At 37.2% G+C, this 18,616-nt stretch carries 13 protein-coding genes; 4 read left to right on the top strand and 9 right to left on the bottom strand.

Features of this window, described 5'->3' with window-relative positions; translation table 11 throughout:
* Positions 1–67: 67 nt before the first annotated feature.
* From CGC49_RS05840 to CGC49_RS05830, 3 genes are all read left to right on the top strand, one after another.
* The gene (locus CGC49_RS05840) at positions 68–1,429 is read left to right on the top strand and encodes an OmpA family protein (protein WP_095912091.1); all 1,362 of its coding nucleotides are present in this window, start codon (positions 68–70) and stop codon (positions 1,427–1,429) included.
* A gap of 448 nt (positions 1,430–1,877) precedes the next feature.
* A complete protein-coding gene (gene purL, locus CGC49_RS05835; protein WP_095912090.1) occupies positions 1,878–5,540 on the top strand; it encodes a phosphoribosylformylglycinamidine synthase in 3,663 nt (1,220 codons plus the stop codon).
* A gap of 102 nt (positions 5,541–5,642) precedes the next feature.
* Positions 5,643–6,158, top strand: coding sequence for a DUF4431 domain-containing protein (locus tag CGC49_RS05830; RefSeq protein ID WP_042007237.1), 516 nt, complete (start codon positions 5,643–5,645; stop codon positions 6,156–6,158).
* A 294-nt stretch (positions 6,159–6,452) separates the two neighbouring features.
* On the opposite strand, the gene CGC49_RS05825 is transcribed toward CGC49_RS05830, so the two are convergent.
* The 9 genes from CGC49_RS05825 to CGC49_RS05785 form a co-directional block, all read right to left on the bottom strand.
* On the bottom strand, positions 6,453–6,776 hold the full coding sequence (locus CGC49_RS05825; RefSeq protein WP_095893687.1) for a DUF3784 domain-containing protein: 324 nt from the start codon (positions 6,774–6,776) through the stop codon (positions 6,453–6,455).
* Positions 6,777–6,840: 64 nt separating this feature from the next.
* Complete coding sequence (locus tag CGC49_RS05820; protein WP_095912710.1) at positions 6,841–8,031, bottom strand: glycoside hydrolase family 57 protein; 1,191 nt, start codon at positions 8,029–8,031, stop codon at positions 6,841–6,843.
* An 89-nt stretch (positions 8,032–8,120) separates the two neighbouring features.
* Entirely contained in the window at positions 8,121–9,413 is a 1,293-nt protein-coding gene (locus tag CGC49_RS05815) for a glycosyltransferase family 4 protein (RefSeq protein WP_095912089.1), read from the bottom strand.
* A gap of 108 nt (positions 9,414–9,521) precedes the next feature.
* On the bottom strand, positions 9,522–10,541 hold the full coding sequence (locus tag CGC49_RS05810; RefSeq protein WP_095895986.1) for a YhcG family protein: 1,020 nt from the start codon (positions 10,539–10,541) through the stop codon (positions 9,522–9,524).
* 170 nt (positions 10,542–10,711) lie between these two features.
* Positions 10,712–11,023, bottom strand: coding sequence for a hypothetical protein (locus CGC49_RS05805; RefSeq protein ID WP_013996524.1), 312 nt, complete (start codon positions 11,021–11,023; stop codon positions 10,712–10,714).
* Positions 11,024–11,358: 335 nt separating this feature from the next.
* On the bottom strand, positions 11,359–12,375 hold the full coding sequence (locus CGC49_RS05800) for a YhcG family protein (RefSeq protein ID WP_198540618.1): 1,017 nt from the start codon (positions 12,373–12,375) through the stop codon (positions 11,359–11,361).
* A 59-nt stretch (positions 12,376–12,434) separates the two neighbouring features.
* Entirely contained in the window at positions 12,435–14,384 is a 1,950-nt protein-coding gene (locus CGC49_RS05795; protein WP_095912088.1) for a glycogen debranching enzyme N-terminal domain-containing protein, read from the bottom strand.
* 16 nt (positions 14,385–14,400) lie between these two features.
* Entirely contained in the window at positions 14,401–15,387 is a 987-nt protein-coding gene (gene rhuM / locus CGC49_RS05790) for a RhuM family protein (protein WP_095912087.1), read from the bottom strand.
* A gap of 56 nt (positions 15,388–15,443) precedes the next feature.
* The gene (locus CGC49_RS05785; RefSeq protein WP_095912086.1) at positions 15,444–17,420 is read right to left on the bottom strand and encodes an alpha amylase C-terminal domain-containing protein; all 1,977 of its coding nucleotides are present in this window, start codon (positions 17,418–17,420) and stop codon (positions 15,444–15,446) included.
* A 353-nt stretch (positions 17,421–17,773) separates the two neighbouring features.
* Here CGC49_RS05785 and CGC49_RS05780 point away from each other — a divergent pair, with 353 nt between their 5' ends.
* Entirely contained in the window at positions 17,774–18,559 is a 786-nt protein-coding gene (locus CGC49_RS05780) for a DUF3108 domain-containing protein (protein ID WP_095912085.1), read from the top strand.
* Positions 18,560–18,616 lie beyond the last annotated feature (57 nt).

The raw sequence follows: 18,616 nt of genomic DNA, 5'->3' as shown, positions 1-18,616 counted from the left end.
AAAAAATAAAAAAATATAGTTATATTTGCACCCAAAATAAAGTAGTAATCAAAATTCATTTTTAAGTATGAAGAAAATCAAAGTAACTTTAATTGCCTTAGCAGCTGTTTTTTCGGTAGGTGTTCAGGCACAAGATGAAAGCAATCCTTGGCAAATAGGATTTGGAGTTAACTCAGTAGATATCCGTACACCAAGTACTTTTGGAGAACTATTGAAAGATTGGGCAGGACCAAGCGACATCAACGTTCTTCCAGCTGTATCTCGCCTTTCAGTAGGTAGATATATCGGAAGTGGTGTTTCTGTTGAAGTTTCAGGATCTTTGAACAAAATCGAAAAAGGTTTCGGATATCACAAAGGAGGACAAAAAGTAGACAAGTCTTTCTGGGCTATCGACGCAAGAGGTAAATATCACATAAATACGTTGTGGGAAGGAGCAAGATGGTTTGATCCTTATGCACAAGTAGGGGTAGGTTACGCTAACATCGACAAAGAAGGAGAATTCAAATTTTTAGGAGGTGCTGGAGCTAACTTCTGGTTTACTCAAAATATCGGTTTGAATGCTCAGACTACTTACAACCACATGCCAAAAGGTGAAGTAGGTTTAGACTATGCTCAACACTCTTTAGGTGTTACTATCAAATTTGGTAGCAAAGACACTGACGGAGACGGAATCATTGATGAGAAAGATGAGTGTCCAGAAGTAGCTGGTCCAAAAGAATTAAACGGATGTCCTGATTCAGACGGAGACGGAATCGCTGATAAAGATGACGCTTGTCCAAACGATGCAGGTTCAAAAGATTTCAATGGATGTCCTGATTCAGACGGAGACGGAATCGCCGATAAAGATGACGCTTGTCCAAATCAAGCTGGTCCAAGATCATTGAACGGATGTCCTGACTCAGACGGGGATGGTGTAGCTGATAAAGATGACGCTTGTCCAAAAGTAGCTGGTCCAAAAGAAAACAAAGGTTGTCCTTGGCCAGACACTGATAAAGATGGTGTTTATGACAAAGATGATGAGTGTCCGCAAGTAGCTGGTCCTGCATCTAACAAAGGTTGCCCAGAGGTTACTGAAGAAGTACAAAAAACATTGAATGAGTATGCTAAAACTATCTTGTTCGAAACAGGTAAAGCTTCTATCAAACCTCAGTCAGCTGCAGTATTAGAGCAAATCGTTAGCGTATTGAATCAATATCCTAACTCTAAATTTACAATTGAAGGACATACTGACAGTACAGGTAACAAAGCTAAAAACCTTACACTTTCACAAGAAAGAGCTGATTCAGTAAAACTTTACTTGGTTCAAAGAGGTATTTCTGATACACGTTTATCTTCAAAAGGATACGGAGTTGAGAAACCAATCGCAAGCAACAAAAATGCTAAAGGAAGAGCTTTAAACCGTCGTGTTGAAATCAACTTAGTAAAATAATTTGATAAAATAGACTATAAAAAAGGTTGCCAAATGGCAGCCTTTTTTGTTTCTTTATAGGAAGGTTGGTTATCAGGTAGAAACTTCGGAAATTAGTATTAAAACATATCTCCGTTTAATAATACGTTTGATAGAAATATTAAAAATACCACTTCCTAAGCTTTTTGGTTCAACATTTTCCGACGTTATAAAAATCGAATAAATAAACAATTGTTTTGAGCTATATTTTAATAAAACAACTCTTATTACACCAGGCAAATATTTTGATTAACTTTTGGTTTTAAAAACGATTCTGTAATTTACTTCTAAAAAGATCACCTATCACAAATTTTTAACAGAAGTATTTCTTTGTAATGTGAATTACGAATATTGGCACAAATTTTTCATTCTCCCTCGTTTCGCAATTCGTTTTTTTTGTCTAAATTTGTCGCTTAAATCCATAAATCAAATGATACATTTCTTTAAAAATCCGAAGCAGAATTTATATGTGGTGCAAACTACCGAAAACTTATCCGAACAAACGATTTCTAAACTAAATTGGCTTTTTGGTGGAGCTAAGAAAATTGAGCAGGAAGTTCTTAAAGGATTTTTTGTAGGTCCTCGTGCAGCAATGATTACCCCTTGGAGTACAAACGCTGTCGAAATTACCCAAAATATGGATATCCAAGGAATTATTCGTATAGAAGAATTTAACGAAGTATCCAAGGATTTTACTGATTTTGACCCAATGCTATTTCAGAAATACAATGGGCTGTATCAAGATATTTTTACCATAAATATTACACCCGAACCTGTTTTAGAAATTGATGATATTGAGGAATATAATCAAAAAGAAGGCTTATCATTAAGCGTCGAGGAAGTAGAATATCTTAACAATTTATCAAAGAAGTTAGATAGAAAACTCACTGATTCTGAGGTTTTTGGATTTTCTCAAATCAACTCGGAACATTGTCGCCATAAGATTTTTAACGGAACTTTTATCATTGATGGTGAAGAAAAACCAAGTTCTCTTTTCAAGCTAATTAAGAAAACTTCTGAAACAAATCCTAACGAAATTGTTTCTGCTTACAAAGATAATGTTGCTTTCATTCAAGGTCCTGTGGTAGAGCAATTTGCTCCCAAAACTGCTGATAAACCTGACTTTTTTGAAACTAAAAAATTTGAGTCTGTTATTTCGCTCAAAGCAGAAACGCATAATTTTCCAACGACCGTTGAACCCTTTAATGGAGCTGCGACAGGTTCTGGTGGGGAAATTCGCGACCGATTGGCAGGAGGGCAAGGCTCATTGCCACTTGCAGGAACAGCGGTGTATATGACTTCGTATTCTCGATTGGAAGAAAATCGCCCGTGGGAAAAGGCGATGGATGAACGAAAATGGCTGTATCAAACTCCGATGGATATTCTTATCAAAGCTTCAAACGGAGCTTCAGATTTTGGAAATAAATTCGGACAGCCACTCATCGCAGGTTCGCTCCTAACCTTTGAACACGAGGAAGATGCGAAAAAGTTGGGATTTGATAAGGTAATTATGTTAGCCGGTGGTGTGGGATATGGAAAGAAATCACAAGCTATAAAACATCAGCCAAAAGAAGGAGATAAAATCGTAATTTTAGGTGGAGAAAACTATCGTATTGGTATGGGAGGGGCCGCTGTTTCAAGTGCTGATACAGGAGCGTTTGGCTCTGGAATTGAACTAAATGCAATTCAGCGTTCCAATCCTGAAATGCAAAAACGAGCCGCCAATGCTATCCGAGCAATGGTAGAGGCTGATGAAAATCCGATTGTTTCTATTCACGACCACGGGGCAGGTGGACATCTGAATTGCCTTTCTGAGCTTATTGAAGAAACAGGTGGAAAAATTAATTTGGACAAACTTCCTGTGGGCGACCCAACGCTTTCTGATAAGGAAATCATCGGGAACGAATCGCAGGAACGTATGGGGTTGGTTATTGGAAACAAGCATATTGAAAAATTAAAAACCATAGCCGAACGTGAACGAAGCCCGATGTATGAGGTAGGAGAGGTAACTTCTGATAAGCGTTTTTCAATAACTTCTAAAAAGAAAAACACGAAGCCTTTGGATTTTCATCTGTCGGATATGTTTGGAAGTTCTCCAAAAACCATAATGGAGGACACTTCTGTCAAAACAGAATATGAAGATTTAGTGTACTATCAAAGTAATATAAAGTCATATTTAGAACAAGTTTTACAACTTGAAGCTGTTGCTTGTAAAGATTGGCTTACTAATAAAGTTGACCGATGCGTGGGCGGACGTGTAGCGAAGCAACAATGTGTAGGGGCTTTGCAGTTACCACTTAATAATGTGGGAGTTATGGCTCTTGATTATCAAGGCAAAGAGGGGATTGCGACAACCATAGGGCATTCGCCTCTTACAGCATTGATTGACCCTGTTGCAGGAAGCCGAAATGCAGTTGCGGAGGCTCTGTCTAATATTGTGTGGGCACCGCTTAAAAGCGGAATCAAAGGAGTTTCACTTTCAGCCAATTGGATGTGGGCTTGTAAAAATAAGGGAGAAGACGCTCGTCTGTACGAAGCTGTAAAGGGCTGTTCGGATTTTGCTATTGAATTGGAAATCAATATTCCAACAGGAAAAGATTCTCTCTCAATGAAGCAAAAATATCCTGATGGAGACGTGATTGCCCCTGGTACGGTAATCATTTCATCTGTTGCGAATTGCACGGATATTACCAAAGTAGTAGAGCCTGTTTTAAAGCGAAACGGCGGAGCGATTTATTATATCAATCTCTCACGAGATAAATTCAAATTAGGAGGTTCTTCATTTGCTCAAATTTTAAATAAAATTGGAAAAGAAGCTCCGACTATTAAAGATGCTGAATATTTCAAAAAGGCATTCAGTGCTATTCAATATCTTGTAAATCAGGGTAAAATACAAGCGGGACACGATATAGGAAGTGGCGGACTCATTACTACTCTGTTAGAAATGTGTTTTGCTGAAAATGATTTGGGAGCTGATTTTGATTTTTCAGTTTTTAAAGAAGAAGACACAGCGAAATTATTATTTAATGAAAATATTGGTCTTGTTTTTCAGGCAAATACAGAAGCAGAAAATTATCTGAAATCAGAAGGGATTGAAGTTTTCAAAATTGGAACAGTAACAAATTCTGATATCCTGAATATTAAGAATTTTGATACAGAATTGACATTTAATATTTCGGAATTACGTGATATTTGGTTTTTAACTTCTTATTTGTTAGACAAAAAACAAACTAAAAACGATAAAGCAACAGAAAGATATCAAAATTACTCGGAGCAACCGTTAAATTTTGTATTTCCGAAGCATTTTACAGGTCAAAAACCTAAACTTTCGAGTGGAAAACGACCAAAAGCGGCTGTAATTCGTGAAAAAGGAAGTAATTCCGAACGTGAAATGGCAAATGCGATGTATTTAGCAGGTTTTGATGTGAAAGATGTGCATATGACTGACCTTATTTCAGGAAGAGAAACGTTGGAAGATGTGCAATTCATCGGAGCTGTAGGTGGATTTTCAAATTCGGACGTGTTGGGAAGTGCCAAAGGTTGGACAGGAGCTTTTCTCTATAACGAAAAAGCAAAAACGGCTTTGGAGAATTTCTTCAAGAGAGAAGATACGCTTTCGGTAGGAATTTGTAATGGTTGTCAGTTGTTTATGGAGTTAGAAGTGATTAATCCTGAGCACGAAATACACGGAAAAATGTTACACAATGATAGCGGAAAACACGAAAGTGGGTTTACTTCGGTAACTGTTCAGAAAAATAATTCGGTGATGCTTTCTTCATTGGAAGGAGCAACATTAGGCGTTTGGATTTCTCACGGGGAAGGAAAATTCCACCTGCCAATGGCTGAAAATGAATATAATATCGTTGCAAAATACGCTTATGAAGGTTATCCTGCCAATCCTAATGGCTCAGATTATAATACGGCAATGCTTTGTGATAAAACGGGTCGCCATTTGGTAATGATGCCACATATCGAACGTTCTATTTTTCAATGGAATTGGGCAAATTACCCCGAAAATCGACACGATGAAGTTTCACCTTGGTTAGAGGCTTTTGTAAATGCACGAAATTGGATTGAGGAAAGGAGTAAATAATGTTTTAAGGTGCGTAAACACGCACCTTTTTTCATATTTTCAACTTAATAATTATTTTGTAACTTTGTGCTGATTTTCAGCAAAAACTAAAAATATTGTATTATGAAAAGTAATAATCTAATTTTTCTGGGACTTATCGGACTGGTGCTTTCCTTTGTAGGTTGTAAAGACAACTCGAAGCAACAAGCTACCCAACAGAATGTACAAAGCAATATTGCATCCGACTTTCATAAACCGGATGAAAATATCAAAAAAAATGCGGAAGGTTACAAGGAATATTTCTATGAACCCTCTATATCGGTAATTTCTGGTATTATAAAGATCAAAACATTTTTCGGACCTCCGGGGTATGGTGAAAGTCCAGAGGTAGATGCAAAGGAGGAGGTATTTATATTAGAACTCAGAAACCCTATAAATCTTGTTGCAGACGAAGAAGATGACGGGTTTAATCCTGCACAAACTAATATTTTAGAAGTTCAATTAACCTCAACTTCGGATATTAAATTTACAAATTATATTGACAAAAACGTCCGCTTGACGGGAAGTTTCTTCGGAGCACATACAGGACATCATTTCACTGATGTTTTGATGGATGTTGCACAAATTAAGAAAGAATAGATTGATTTATAAAAAATACTTCAAATAAAGTTGTTTGTCATTTTGTTTTTAGAAGTAAAAATGGAACGTCTAAATTTTATTTTTGTCAGCAAAATAAAATTGCTAATTATTAAATAAAATCTTAATATTCTCAAAAAATAGACAGCGAAAACGTTTATCAGGTAATAAACTTTTGTTAAAGTTGAAATTAACTATTGTGTATTGAAAATTATTTGTACCTTTGCAATGCAATGAGGGTGGTAGCTCATTGCAAAACTTCAAATAATAGTTTTCATAATTTAAAGTTTTGGTTGGTTAATGGAAAAGTCCGGTATTATTATCGGACTTTTTTCCTTTCCAAATAAAATAAGGGTAAATGACAAGAGGGTAAAATACAGTGAAAAGGACACCCCAATGTTCGTTTATAAAATAAAGAATCATTGTTCCACCAATGAACGATGAAATTCCCAAAAACAGATGAAATCTCTTAAAAAATGGAATATAAGTCCTTATATCCACTCTTTTGCGTTCTTCTTCTGACATTGTATTGTAGCCTGAAAGGGTTTGTTCAGCATTCTTTTCTGTAACTAAAAAAGCTACGACAATATAGCATAAACTTAAAATAACTATCGCGATCATTAGTATATAAATTTATTGTAAAAAAAAACTGCCATAGCGTTCACAACCACAGCAGTTCATTATATTACTTTTCTTCCAAACGTACCTCAAAATCACTCAAAACGTTCATATAGTTGATAAACGCCTCGTAAGGAGAATCATACGGAGTGAAATACTTATGATAATCCGAAGTAGAGAAGAGTTTAGTCCGCATATGATAGAAATGTTCACTACCTTGCAAACGGCTGTAATCATCTGAAAGTTCGGAATTTTTTTTCTTTTTAACCAAGGGCTGAATTTTAAATAGCTGATTGAATGCTTCTTGCTGCAATTCGTTTCCGAGCCAAGAGGTGGTGTCGCGTTCTTCGTCCGTCCACGAAATTGGGTAAGGAACGTACAATACATCTTTCGGGCTGTGTTTTTTTACGACTTCTTTCGGAAGAAGAAACTGATAATCATCATCTTCCATCATATTTTTTACGAAATGTTCCAAAAAGTCGAAAATGCCACTTTCTTTGCGATTATAATGACCGATTACGTCGTAATTCATAAACAAATTGACCACTTCGGTTTCTGCCAAACTGTGTTTTACCCACGAAGCGTATTTCTCGGACGTAAGCGGATATTCGCCCCATTGTGTGTTGGAAAACCGAATGGCGATATCGTCGCTTAACTTGCTGTTTTTGAGTAGTAAGTTTAAGTTTTCGTCCACAGGATTTTTATACACGAAGTTCGGGCTTTTCCATCCCAAGACGTGTTTTGCTCCGTCGGTAAGCATTGTTTTGAAGCCAAGTTTAGCCACTCGCTCCCCGATTTTGTCAGAATAAATCAAAGACGTATTGCGGAAAGTTACAGGCTTCTTCCCGAAAAGACTTTTCACCGTGTTTACGTGGCGTTTCACTTGTTGTTCAAACTCGTCCGAATCCTCTGAAAGAGAAGCCAAAGAATGCGAATAGGTTTCCGCCAAGAATTCCACATTGCCCGTCTCGGCAAGCTCTTGGAACGAACGGATTACCTCAGGGGTGTGCATATTTAATTGGTCGATTGCCGAACCCGAAATCGAGAAAGCCACCTTGAACTTTCCGTTGTACTTCTTAATCAAATCCAACAACAGTGCGTTGGCAGGGAGATAACAATTTTCGGCAAGGTCTTCTAATTCAGAACGATTGGCGTAATTATCAAAATAGTTATGTTTCTTTCCTATATCAAAGAAATGATATTTTCTAAGTCGTTCGGGGTGGTGTATTTGAAAATAAATACAAACTGATTTCTTCATATCGTTATCTGTTTTTATGTTGATATTTCTTGATTCTTTTTTATTTTCTGCCATCTTATAGTTTTTATAATTTACTGATTGGTCATTCTTTACTTACTCACAAGCATCTCATAAATGGTTTTGAGCTTTAAGGAAGCATTTTCCCATTTGAGTTGATTTACCTCGTCGTAGCCTTCCCGCGACATAAATTCGGCGAGCGTAGGGTAGGAGAGAATGCCGTGAATAGCGTCAGCCAGTGCGTCAATGTCCCAATAATCAACTTTAATGGCGTGATTCAATACTTCGGCTACGCCCGACTGTTTTGAAATGATGGTAGGCACGCCCGAACGCATCGCTTCCAAAGGCGAAATCCCGAAAGGCTCCGAAACCGAAGGCATTACATACACATCGCTATAACGGAACATCCGTTGCACTTCGCCTCCTTTGAGGAAGCCCGTGAAATGAAATTTCGTTCCGATACCCAATTGTGCCACACGTCGCACCAACGGATTCATCTTCTCGCCACTTCCTGCCATTACAAAACGAACGTTGGGAGTCCGTTTGAGTACCTTAGCTGCGGCTTCAACAAAGTATTCCGGACCTTTTTGCAGGGTAATTCTTCCTAAGAAAGTTACGATTTTCTCCTTAACGCCTCGTTCTTCCTTTTCGGTAGTGTCAGCAGAAAAATCAACCGCATTATGCACCGTGATAACCTTTTCCGGATTGATGCCGTACTTCTCCACCACGATGTTACGCGTCCAATTACTCACTGTAACCACAACGTCAGCAGCTTCCATTCCGCGTTTTTCGATATCGTACACCAATGTATTACGATTGTGTTCCCCGCCTCGGTCGTACTCGGTAGCGTGTACGTGAACCACCAATGGTTTTCCCGATAGTTTCTTGGCAACAATTCCTGCACTGTACGTGAGCCAATCGTGGGCGTGGATAACATCAAATTGGTGATTTTTAGCCACCGTTCCGGCAACCAACGCATATCGATACACTTCCTCCATCAGATTGGCACCATACTTGCCCGAAAATTGGAATTTATTTCTGAAAGAAATGGTTTCTTTGTTTTCGCCCGTTTTCAGATAGGCTTCGCGTTCACGAGCAAAAGTTTCGGGGTCTAAATACGGAACTAAATTCGAACCGATTTCCATAAAGTTGATGTTCTTCCAAAACTCCTCAATATTTTCCATATTTTGGAGCATTTCCACATCACTTGCGTTTATAATCTGTGCGACGGAACTATCCTCATCACCCCCTGCTTTTGGCATCACGAACAAAACATTTACGTTGTGCTTTGCTAATCCTTTGGTGATTCCATAACAGGCTGTGCCAAGCCCTCCACTGATGTGGGGCGGAAACTCCCAACCGAACATTAGTACTTTTACACTCATATCATTCTTACTTATTTGGCGTTTCTATTTAAAATTCTATTGATTTTGCTAATTTTCTCTATTTTCAAGCTGAATTAATCTGTTTTTATTGTTTATGATGAAAGATTTTTATTGTACTTCATCAGGTTTTTCATCTTCTTCATTTATTTCAAAATTTTCAATTTCTTTACGTATTTCATCTAAAAGTTGTTTTTCTGTTGGCAAATACAATTGGTATTTACTTGTTATAATATGCTTTTGATTCTCAGGAAGGGTATATTTTACCACAGCGTCATTTTTGTCGGCACAGAGCAAAATACCAATGGTTGGGTTTTCGTGGCTGAGTTTCTGTGTGCGGTCATAATAATTGACGTACATTTGTAGCTGCCCTATATCCTGATGGGTAAGTTTATCGGTTTTGATTTCGATAATCACAAAACTTTGCAATAAACGATTGTAAAACACTAAATCTACAAAAAACTCATCTCCCTCAATATGAATGCGTTTTTGCCGAGCTACAAACGAAAATCCGTTGCCTAATTCCAACAAAAATTCTTGTAAATGAGAAAGCATTTTAGTTTCTAAATCCTTTTCATAATAGGTACTTTGTTGTTTCAAACCCAAAAATTCCAAAACCATAGGGTCTTTGATTATTTCCTTTGGGTCAGAAGGTTGCCTTTCATTTCGAGCAACGGCAAGCACGCTTTCTTTATCGTTCGAAAGCAAAAGTCTTTCGTACAAAGAAGCGTTTATTTGTCGTTCCAACTGCCGAGAAGTCCAATTATTTTTTGTTGTTTCGGCGATGTAAAACTCTCGTTTATGTTGGTCATCTATTCGCATAAGTATCTTATACTGAGTCCAATTCAATTGTGAATGCAGTGCGTTCACAATTGGGAAAGTTTTGTAAAATTGCCTATATAAGTTCAGTTGTCGAAATGAACAAAGACTCCCGAAGTCGGGTTCTAACTTGGCAGAAAGCTCCTTAATGAGGTAACTTCCGTAATCTGCTCGTTTTTTACCTTGCTGTTCTTCCTCAAAAATACGTTTACCAATATGCCAATACATCAGCGTACGTGCGTTATTGACTGAGCGTACCGCCTTTTCACGAGCCTGTAAAATAATGTCTTTTATATCGGTAAATAACTTCATTGTTTAATAACTTCATCTTATTGAATTTCAGTGCTATTACTGAAAATACCTATTACTTGTGATTCATTTCGAAAATATTACAATAACAACTTCACACACGCCCTCACATTGATACGTTTCGTAACTGCGGAAGGGATATATCCCCTCCCTACATTGTGCAATCTTACCGCCTATCGTTTATCCTCAAAACCAAATTCTCGCCAACGTTCTTGCGGTTCGCCCATTTTGATGTATTTTTTCAAAAAGGCATATACCTCTTCCGTTTCGGCAATATGTTTTTCTAACTCGGCGGTTTTTTCTTTGAGTTGGGCTTTGAGTTTTTCCTGTTCTACATTGACTTCTGCTGCTTTTTGGTAGGCAGTGTTTAGTTTGTCACGCATTTGAGCGGTAACACCCACAGGCAAATTTTCACCTCGTTCGGTGAGGGCTTTTACTAATAGTTGTGCCGATGTGATGATTTCGGCAAATGACCTTTTTCTCATCTTAATTTGTCTTTTATATTATAAAAATAGTTATTCTTATTGATTTTACAATAAAACAGATGTAGAATTAAAATCTTCTTTAGTAGAACTTTTATATTCTAATGAAGAATTAAATAATTCATCAGTAGCATTATATTATCCATAAGAAGAAACATTTTCTTCATCAGAAGATTTTGTTTCTTCACGTGTAGAAGTATTTTCTTCTTATGAAGATAAAGATTCTACGTTTTATCTGTTTTATTCTTTATTATTATCATTTATATTTACTTATAAAAAGGTTTTCTTTTGAACATTTACACGCTTTTTCGTAACGTACATATTCACCGATTTCGTTTTTATTTATTCAATAACCCCTTGTTTTCAAACTGCTCACGTGCTTCAATGAAGGCTTCGTGTAATTTTTTTTCCAATTGTTTTTTAGGAGGTAACTCTGTCCAATACTCGGCAACCATAATACCATCTTTATGAATTTCCAAAAGCTCTACTTGTTCCTTGCTATTTTCAGCACACAAAATCAGTCCGATAGGAGCTTCTTCGCCCTCCTGACGTTCGTATTTATTTAACCATTTGAGGTAAAGTTCCATTTGTCCTTTGTGTTTGGCTTGGAATTTACCGATTTTTAGCTCAATGGCAATCAATCGCTTTAATTTTCTATGGAAAAACAAAAGGTCTAAATAGAAATCTTCTCCATCAATAATCATTCGTTTTTGGCGTTCTACAAAGGCAAATCCTCTTCCAAGTTCTAAAATAAAGGACTCTAATTTATGTAAAATAGCCGTTTCAATGTCTTTTTCCAAATAATCACTTCGAAGTCCTAAAAAATCCAATAGATAGGGGTCTTTGAAAGTATTTATAGGAATAATTTCCGATTGTTGAACCTGTAAATTAGCAATTTGCATTCTCTCAAAGGCTTTGGTAGTGATTTGCTTACGAAGTTCTCGTTTTCCTAAATTTTCAGATACTGCCAACTCAGCATAAAACATTCTTGCTTCGTGATTTTTAAGGGGGATAAGTATCAAAAAATGCGACCAACTCAATTGTCGTGCCAGTGGAACGACAATTTGAAAATCAGGAAATACCTCTGCAAACTGCATCATTCTTCGGATATTTTTTTCCGTAAAATTACGTCCGTATTTAGATTCCAACTCATTGGCAATCATTGGTACAATCCGTTTTCCGTAAGTAGCTCGTTCATTATTTAATACATCTTCATTGATACGCTTTCCAACCTGCCAAAAGACAAGGGTAAGGGTGCTGTTGGCATAAAAAACTATCTGTTGCTGACCGTTTTCTATTAAGACGGAAAGCTCCGAAAGTAAATTTTTGTTCAATGGTCTCGTATCTTTTTTCATTTCTAATCGTTTATGGATTGTATTTTCCGCAGGGACGAAAAATATTTCACCCTTACATTTTACAACTCATAACTCATTGTCAGTTGTTTGGCTCGAAGGATTTCGGCTACATTTCGGGCTTTGGAAATGCAACCTCGCGAACGAAATGGCGGATTTCCGTCATAAATAGCCGAAATGGTACTTACGCCGTGTCCGCTTAATTCTTCCTCGAAATCAGCTAAAATTGCTTCTGCATCAGGGATATAGGTTTTTCCGTAAATTTTTAAATGAGCTTCTATATAAAATCCTATAAACCAAGGATGTACCGACCCGTTAAACGTAGCTCGGTCGCGGTCGTACACGTTGCCAATACTTACGCTTTCGTAACTTTTATTTTTAGGTGACAACGAACGTAATCCTCTTGGAGTGAGCAATTCTTGTCTGACAATGTCCAAAACGCGTTTCTTACTTCGCTCATCAAGAGGAGAATATGCCAACGCACAAGGTATCAACTGATTGGGGCGAACATCCCGATTTTGATGAGCATAATTCACATAATCTGCCAAGTATTTTTTGTCAGCAATCCAAAAGGTTTGATTGAAATTTTCAGCAATCATCGTAGGTAAATCGCTCCATTCTTTCAGAAAATCTTTATCCTTTGAGGCTTCTGCCAAAGCAAGTGCATAACATACAGCATTGTACCACAACGCATTAACTTCCACCACATAACCATTTCGCGGAACAATGGCTCCGCCATCAAATTGAGCATCGACCCACGTTAACGGACGGCTAATATCTTCCGACCAAATCAATCCGTTGTTATCCATTCGTATGGATTTATGCTGTCCGTTTTTGTAAGTTTCCAAAATGGTTCGCATCATTTCACCAAATTCTTTCCAAAGCTGTTTTGGCGTCTTTTTGGTGTATTTTTCATATTGCTGAATTGTCCAAAAAAACCAAAGTGAGGTGTCGGCATCGTATTGAGGTTCAGCTACGTGCGTACTTACTGTTTTTTCAAAAAGCCCATTGGAAAAATATTTTTTAACTGATGTAAGTACCTCATCGAACGTCTTTTGAGTATTTTCTGCCAAAGCAATTCCCGGCAAGGCGATGAACGTATCCCTTGTATTGCTATTGTACCAATGATAACCTTCTTTCACGCGAATTTCTCCTGCTTTCTGAATTAAAAATTGTGTAGCAGAATAGTTAAGGCATTCCTCAAACGAGTTTCGCTCGCGACGCTGATTGATAAGTCGGGTGAATTTCTGCTTGAGTTGTTTGCTGTTGTTTTCCTCTGTACTTGCCGAAAATACAACGCTTTCGCCTTTTTTGATATTCAATTCGAAATAACCAAGCGTGAGCAAATCTTCCGTATAATCGTATCCGCGTTCTTTTTCTTTTTTATAAAATATATTACAATTCCAATTGGGTTGGTATTCAAAATCAGTATCTTGGCTTAATTGCAAATGCAAATACGGAAAATCAGGATAGAGTTTGGTTTTGATTCCGCCTTCAATTTTCTCAATATTTTTGTTTGCTAAATCATTGACTTTACTTAACGAATGAATATCACGAAATGCCAATAACGGATTCAACCTCAACTTAGTAGGGGAGTGGGCTTCGAGCAAGGTGTAACGCACCAAAACCTGAGGTTCGTTATGCACCATCAGAATTTCTTTTTTGAGCGTTACGCCTCCTACCTGATAGATAACGGTAAAGGCTTTTTCGTAGGAAACGTCCACAATGTATTTATGTCCGCGAGGTTCGTACGTTTCGGGATATTGATGCACGGCAAAGTTGAAATCGCGTCCGTGTTGAATGATGGTTTCATCGAGCGAAGAGAGCAAAACGTGATTCAATCCTCTGCAATTTTCAAGCGGAACGACTAAAAGTCCGTGATATTTTCGTGTATTGCAAAAAACAAGGGTAGAAGAGCTGTATCCGCCCCCGCGATTGGTGCCAAGAAACTCTCTGTCAAGAGAATATTCCAAATTGATTAATTCTTTCTTTTTGAATGTTAAATAACTCATTATCTTATTTTTTTATTCAGACGTTAATGAAATGTTCTGTTAAACGTATTATTAATTCTTTTTGTTCAGGTTTACTTTCAGCAACTAATAAAGCTAAAGCAACCAATGTATTGTCGTTGATTAAGTTTTCCACAGGTTTTTGCAAAAGATGTTGATTGATACGCAAATACCACAAAAACAAAAATGCTCCCGTACGTTTGTTTCCATCGGCAAACGGATGATTTTTTATGATGAAATAGAGTAAATGGGCCGCTCTACTTGCTACATTGGGGTAAAAATATTCCTCACCGAAACCTTGCTCAATGGTAGCCAATGCTGACTCAAGTCCGCTACTGCGCATTTGTCCGAAAAGTTCACTAGCCTCACCCTTTTCAACGAGTGATTTTTTGAGTTGGTCAATGGCTTTTAAAACGTCTTCATACGGCAAAGCGTTCATTTCTTGGTTCTTTAAAGAACTTTTAGGTAGGCTCTGTTGGTCGTAAGCTTGTAATAAACTCCAACTTTTTGCATATTCTTGCACAACTTTCAGTACCGCAATACCTTCATCGTTTATCAAAGTTTGATTTTCCAAAGTGGAACTCAACAACGAAAGGACCTCATTAAATTCGATACCTCGCTCTTTTAAGCGTTGCTCATTAATGGTATAACCTTGAACCAAGTGTTGTTTTAGGGTTTGTGTCGCCCATTTGCGGAATTGAGTTGCTCTCTTAGAGCTAACTCTATATCCGACAGACAAAATTGCGTCAAGATTATAATGTTTTAATGTTCTCTTAACCTGCCTTTTTCCTTCTTGACGAACTACCGAGAAATCCTCGGTAGTTGAAAATTCATCTAATTCCTCTTCTAAAAAAATATTCTTTAAATGCAAACCGATATTGTCCGTACTTGTATCAAATAAAAAAGACATTTGCAACTGCGTAAGCCACACTGTTTCCTTTTCCAAGGAAACCTGCAATGAAATTTTTTCGTCGTCAGTGGTAAATATTTTTATTTCATTTATCATTTAATTTTGATTATTCATTATCTTTTTAATTGTATAATAACTCTACAATTAAAAAACTACTCATTCATTTTCAAAACAATAGCTAACCTTGACGGAATATACAAACTGATTAAATTCTTCTCGTGTTTGTACTGCGTAAAATGCTCGACATTTTCATCGATACGATTTTGACCTCCAAAGTTCGGATTGTCCGAATTTAAAACATAGGTGTATTTTCCTGCTTCTACCTCAAATTCATAATTATTGAACGACTCGGACGGATTGAAATTAAACACAAACAAAAATCCACCTCGCTCAAAAGCTAAAATCTGACGTTCGTTATCGCGAACCAAAACGTTAGGTATTTCTTCGAGTAAATTGTTCTTTTTCACAAAATGAATCATCTCCCTATCAAAATTATTCAAGTATTTGAAATTCAGGTTTTCATCATCAAGCAAACTCCACAAACGACGAGCGTGGTTGTAGCTCCAACCATTTCCTTCACGCGGAAAATCAATCCATTCAGGGTGTCCCCATTCGTTCCCCATAAATGCCAAATAGCCATTTCCTGCTGTGGCAATGGTTACCAAACGAATCATTTTATGTAAAGCGATGGCTCTGTCAATCACCAAATTTTGGTCGAAAACGCTCATTCCTGAATAAATTTCCTTATCCGCCAAACGGAAGAAAATCGTTTTATCGCCTACTAAGGCTTGATCGTGGCTTTCGGCGTAACTGATAGTTTTTTCTTCTAAACGTTTGTTAGTCAGTTCGTAATAAATGTCTCCCACGTGCCAATCTTCATCTTTGTAATCTTCCAAAAGTTTAATCCAATAATCGGGAACGCCCATATGCATTTTATAATCAAAGCCCATTCCGCCTCCTTCAATAGGAAACGCCAAACCTGGGATTCCGCTCATTTCTTCGGCAACTGTGATGGCCTGTGGATATACTTCGTGAATTACCCGATTTGCCAACGTAAGATAGGTTATCGCATCAACATCTTGATTTCCATCGTAATATAAAGAATATTCGGTAAAAGCCTTGCCCAATCCGTGGTCGAGGTAAATCATACTGGTAACGCCATCAAATCGGAAGCCGTCAAACTGAAATTCTTCCAACCAATATTTGCAGTTAGAAAGCAGAAAATTAAGTACTTGCGGTTTTCCATAGTCGAACAAACGCGAATCCCACTGCGGATGTTTTCCTCTTTCTCCCGAATGAAAATACAGATAATCCGTGCCGTCGAAAAAGCCCAATCCTTCGGCTTCGTTGCTCACCGAATGAGAATGCACGATGTCCAAAATTACTTTTATGCCCAATCCGTGAGCCGTGTCTATCAGCTCTTTAAGTTCTTCGGGCGTTCCAAAACGAGAACTCACCGCGAAAAAATTCGCCACCTGATAACCGAACGAACCGTAATACGGATGCTCCTGAATTGCCATTAGCTGAATGGTGTTGTAGCCCAACTCGGCGATGCGAGGCAGTACAAACAATCGGAATTCGGTAAAGGTAGCCACTTTGCGAAGTTCAGACGACATACCGATATGAGCTTCATAAATCAAGGGCGGTTGGTTATGGCTCGGACGGGTATTTTTCCATTTATAAGGAGTTGGTTTCCATATTTGTGCCGAAAAAACTTTGGTGTATTCGTCCTGAACCACACGTCGCACGTGCGAAGGAAGCCTTTCCGCTCCACCACCCTGCCACTGCACATATAATTTGTACAAATTACCGTGCGAAAGTTCTGATTTTGGCAAACGAATTTCCCAATTTTCGTGGTCTATTTTTGTAAAAGCATATTTTTCAGTTGGTTGCCAATCGTTTTTGTCAAAAAGTAGATATATTTTTGTGGCATTCGGAGCCCATTCTCTTAAAATCCATTCATTTTCCGTAAAATGCAATCCGTAAAACAAGTGAGAATTTATATTATCAGACAAGCGGACGCAATTTCCTCGCATTTTTTGGCAAATTTTCAAAAAATATGAATGTCGAGCTTGAATTTTGTCGGCAAATCGTTGTAACAAAGAGTCTGTTTTTAGGATCGGAAGCATAGGCGGTTAATGGGTTAATATTTATTCTATGTTTGTTGGTTTTCAATGTTTTAAATAAAAAACACTTTCGCGGATAAAATTAATATTTTTTTAGGAAAAAAGCAATTATTTTATAATAAAAATAACGATGAATTTCAAAACCTTCATTGAAAAGAGATAAAATTCTTCCAAAATTTACGTATTATAAAGGATTTCGTAAGCTAAATGGGACTAAAAGTTTTTTGCTTATCAGGGGGTACGTGGTGAGTTAATATATTTTTCTATCTTTGCAAATGAAGTAATTTATGGCATAATGATTGTTAAAGGTTCATGAGTCGAGAATAAATTTACATAAAACTAAAAAAACATACAATATGAAAAGAATAATTTTATATATCCTTTTTTTATTTCCTGTTTTTGGAACACAGGTGATTGCACAAGATAATGATTTGCCTTTCAAAGGAGGTGAATGGCTAAAATTTAAGGTGAAATACGGAATTTTTAACGCCAGTGAGGCTACTCTGTTGCTTAAAGAAGCTGATTACAACGGAGAAAAGGTATTTCATTCTGTAGGGAAAGGAGCTACAACGGGTTTGGCAAGAGTGTTTTTTAAGGTTGATGATACCTACGAAAGCTATTTTGGTATCAGTGATGGAAAACCTCGTCATTTCATTCGTAATATTTATGAAGGAGGGTACACTAAGCACCTAAAAATGGATTTTAATCACGATGTTAATAAAGTGAAAATCAAAAATATGGAGAATGGAGAATTGTCTGAAATTTTAGTTCCAATACATATTCAAGATGTTATTTCAGCTTTTTATCAGTTGCGAAGTAATCCAAAGATTAGTAATATCCAAAAGGGAGAGGAAATTGCGATGGATTTGATTTTTGATGATGATGAGGTGTTCAAATTCAAGTTACGTTACTTAGGTAAAGAAAAGATAAAAACTAAATTTGGAACTCAAAATACTATGATTTTTAGACCGTTAGTTCAAGATGGGCGTGTGTTTAAAGAAGAAGAGAGTATCACAATGTGGATTTCGGATGACAAAAATCGCGTTCCATTGCGCATCAAAGCTACTTTACGTGTAGGATCTTTAGTGGCTGATTTAGATTCTTTTAACGGGTTGAAACATCCACACCAATTGGAAAAATAGAGAATTAAAATTTCATTTGCTTAATGAAATTTTAAGAATATTTATTCTCTGAAGATT

It is taken from the genome of Capnocytophaga sp. H4358 (genome assembly GCF_002302515.1).
GTDB lineage: Bacteria > Bacteroidota > Bacteroidia > Flavobacteriales > Flavobacteriaceae > Capnocytophaga > Capnocytophaga canis.
The sequence above is the reverse complement of the archived record's forward strand: the minus strand, read 5'-3'. Positions and strand labels throughout refer to the sequence as shown.

Excerpts from the sequence above, each read along its gene's own strand:
- CGC49_RS05840 (WP_095912091.1), top strand. The coding sequence starts at position 68 with ATGAAGAAAATCAAAGTAACTTTAATTGCCTTAGCAGCTGTTTTTTCG.
- purL (WP_095912090.1), top strand. The coding sequence starts at position 1,878 with ATGATACATTTCTTTAAAAATCCGAAGCAGAATTTATATGTGGTGCAA.
- CGC49_RS05830 (WP_042007237.1), top strand. The coding sequence starts at position 5,643 with ATGAAAAGTAATAATCTAATTTTTCTGGGACTTATCGGACTGGTGCTT.
- CGC49_RS05825 (WP_095893687.1), bottom strand. The coding sequence starts at position 6,776 with ATGATCGCGATAGTTATTTTAAGTTTATGCTATATTGTCGTAGCTTTT.
- CGC49_RS05820 (WP_095912710.1), bottom strand. The coding sequence starts at position 8,031 with ATGAAGAAATCAGTTTGTATTTATTTTCAAATACACCACCCCGAACGA.
- CGC49_RS05815 (WP_095912089.1), bottom strand. The coding sequence starts at position 9,413 with ATGAGTGTAAAAGTACTAATGTTCGGTTGGGAGTTTCCGCCCCACATC.
- CGC49_RS05810 (WP_095895986.1), bottom strand. The coding sequence starts at position 10,541 with ATGAAGTTATTTACCGATATAAAAGACATTATTTTACAGGCTCGTGAA.
- CGC49_RS05805 (WP_013996524.1), bottom strand. The coding sequence starts at position 11,023 with ATGAGAAAAAGGTCATTTGCCGAAATCATCACATCGGCACAACTATTA.
- CGC49_RS05800 (WP_198540618.1), bottom strand. The coding sequence starts at position 12,375 with ATGAAAAAAGATACGAGACCATTGAACAAAAATTTACTTTCGGAGCTT.
- CGC49_RS05795 (WP_095912088.1), bottom strand. The coding sequence starts at position 14,384 with ATGAGTTATTTAACATTCAAAAAGAAAGAATTAATCAATTTGGAATAT.
- rhuM (WP_095912087.1), bottom strand. The coding sequence starts at position 15,387 with ATGATAAATGAAATAAAAATATTTACCACTGACGACGAAAAAATTTCA.
- CGC49_RS05785 (WP_095912086.1), bottom strand. The coding sequence starts at position 17,420 with ATGCTTCCGATCCTAAAAACAGACTCTTTGTTACAACGATTTGCCGAC.
- CGC49_RS05780 (WP_095912085.1), top strand. The coding sequence starts at position 17,774 with ATGAAAAGAATAATTTTATATATCCTTTTTTTATTTCCTGTTTTTGGA.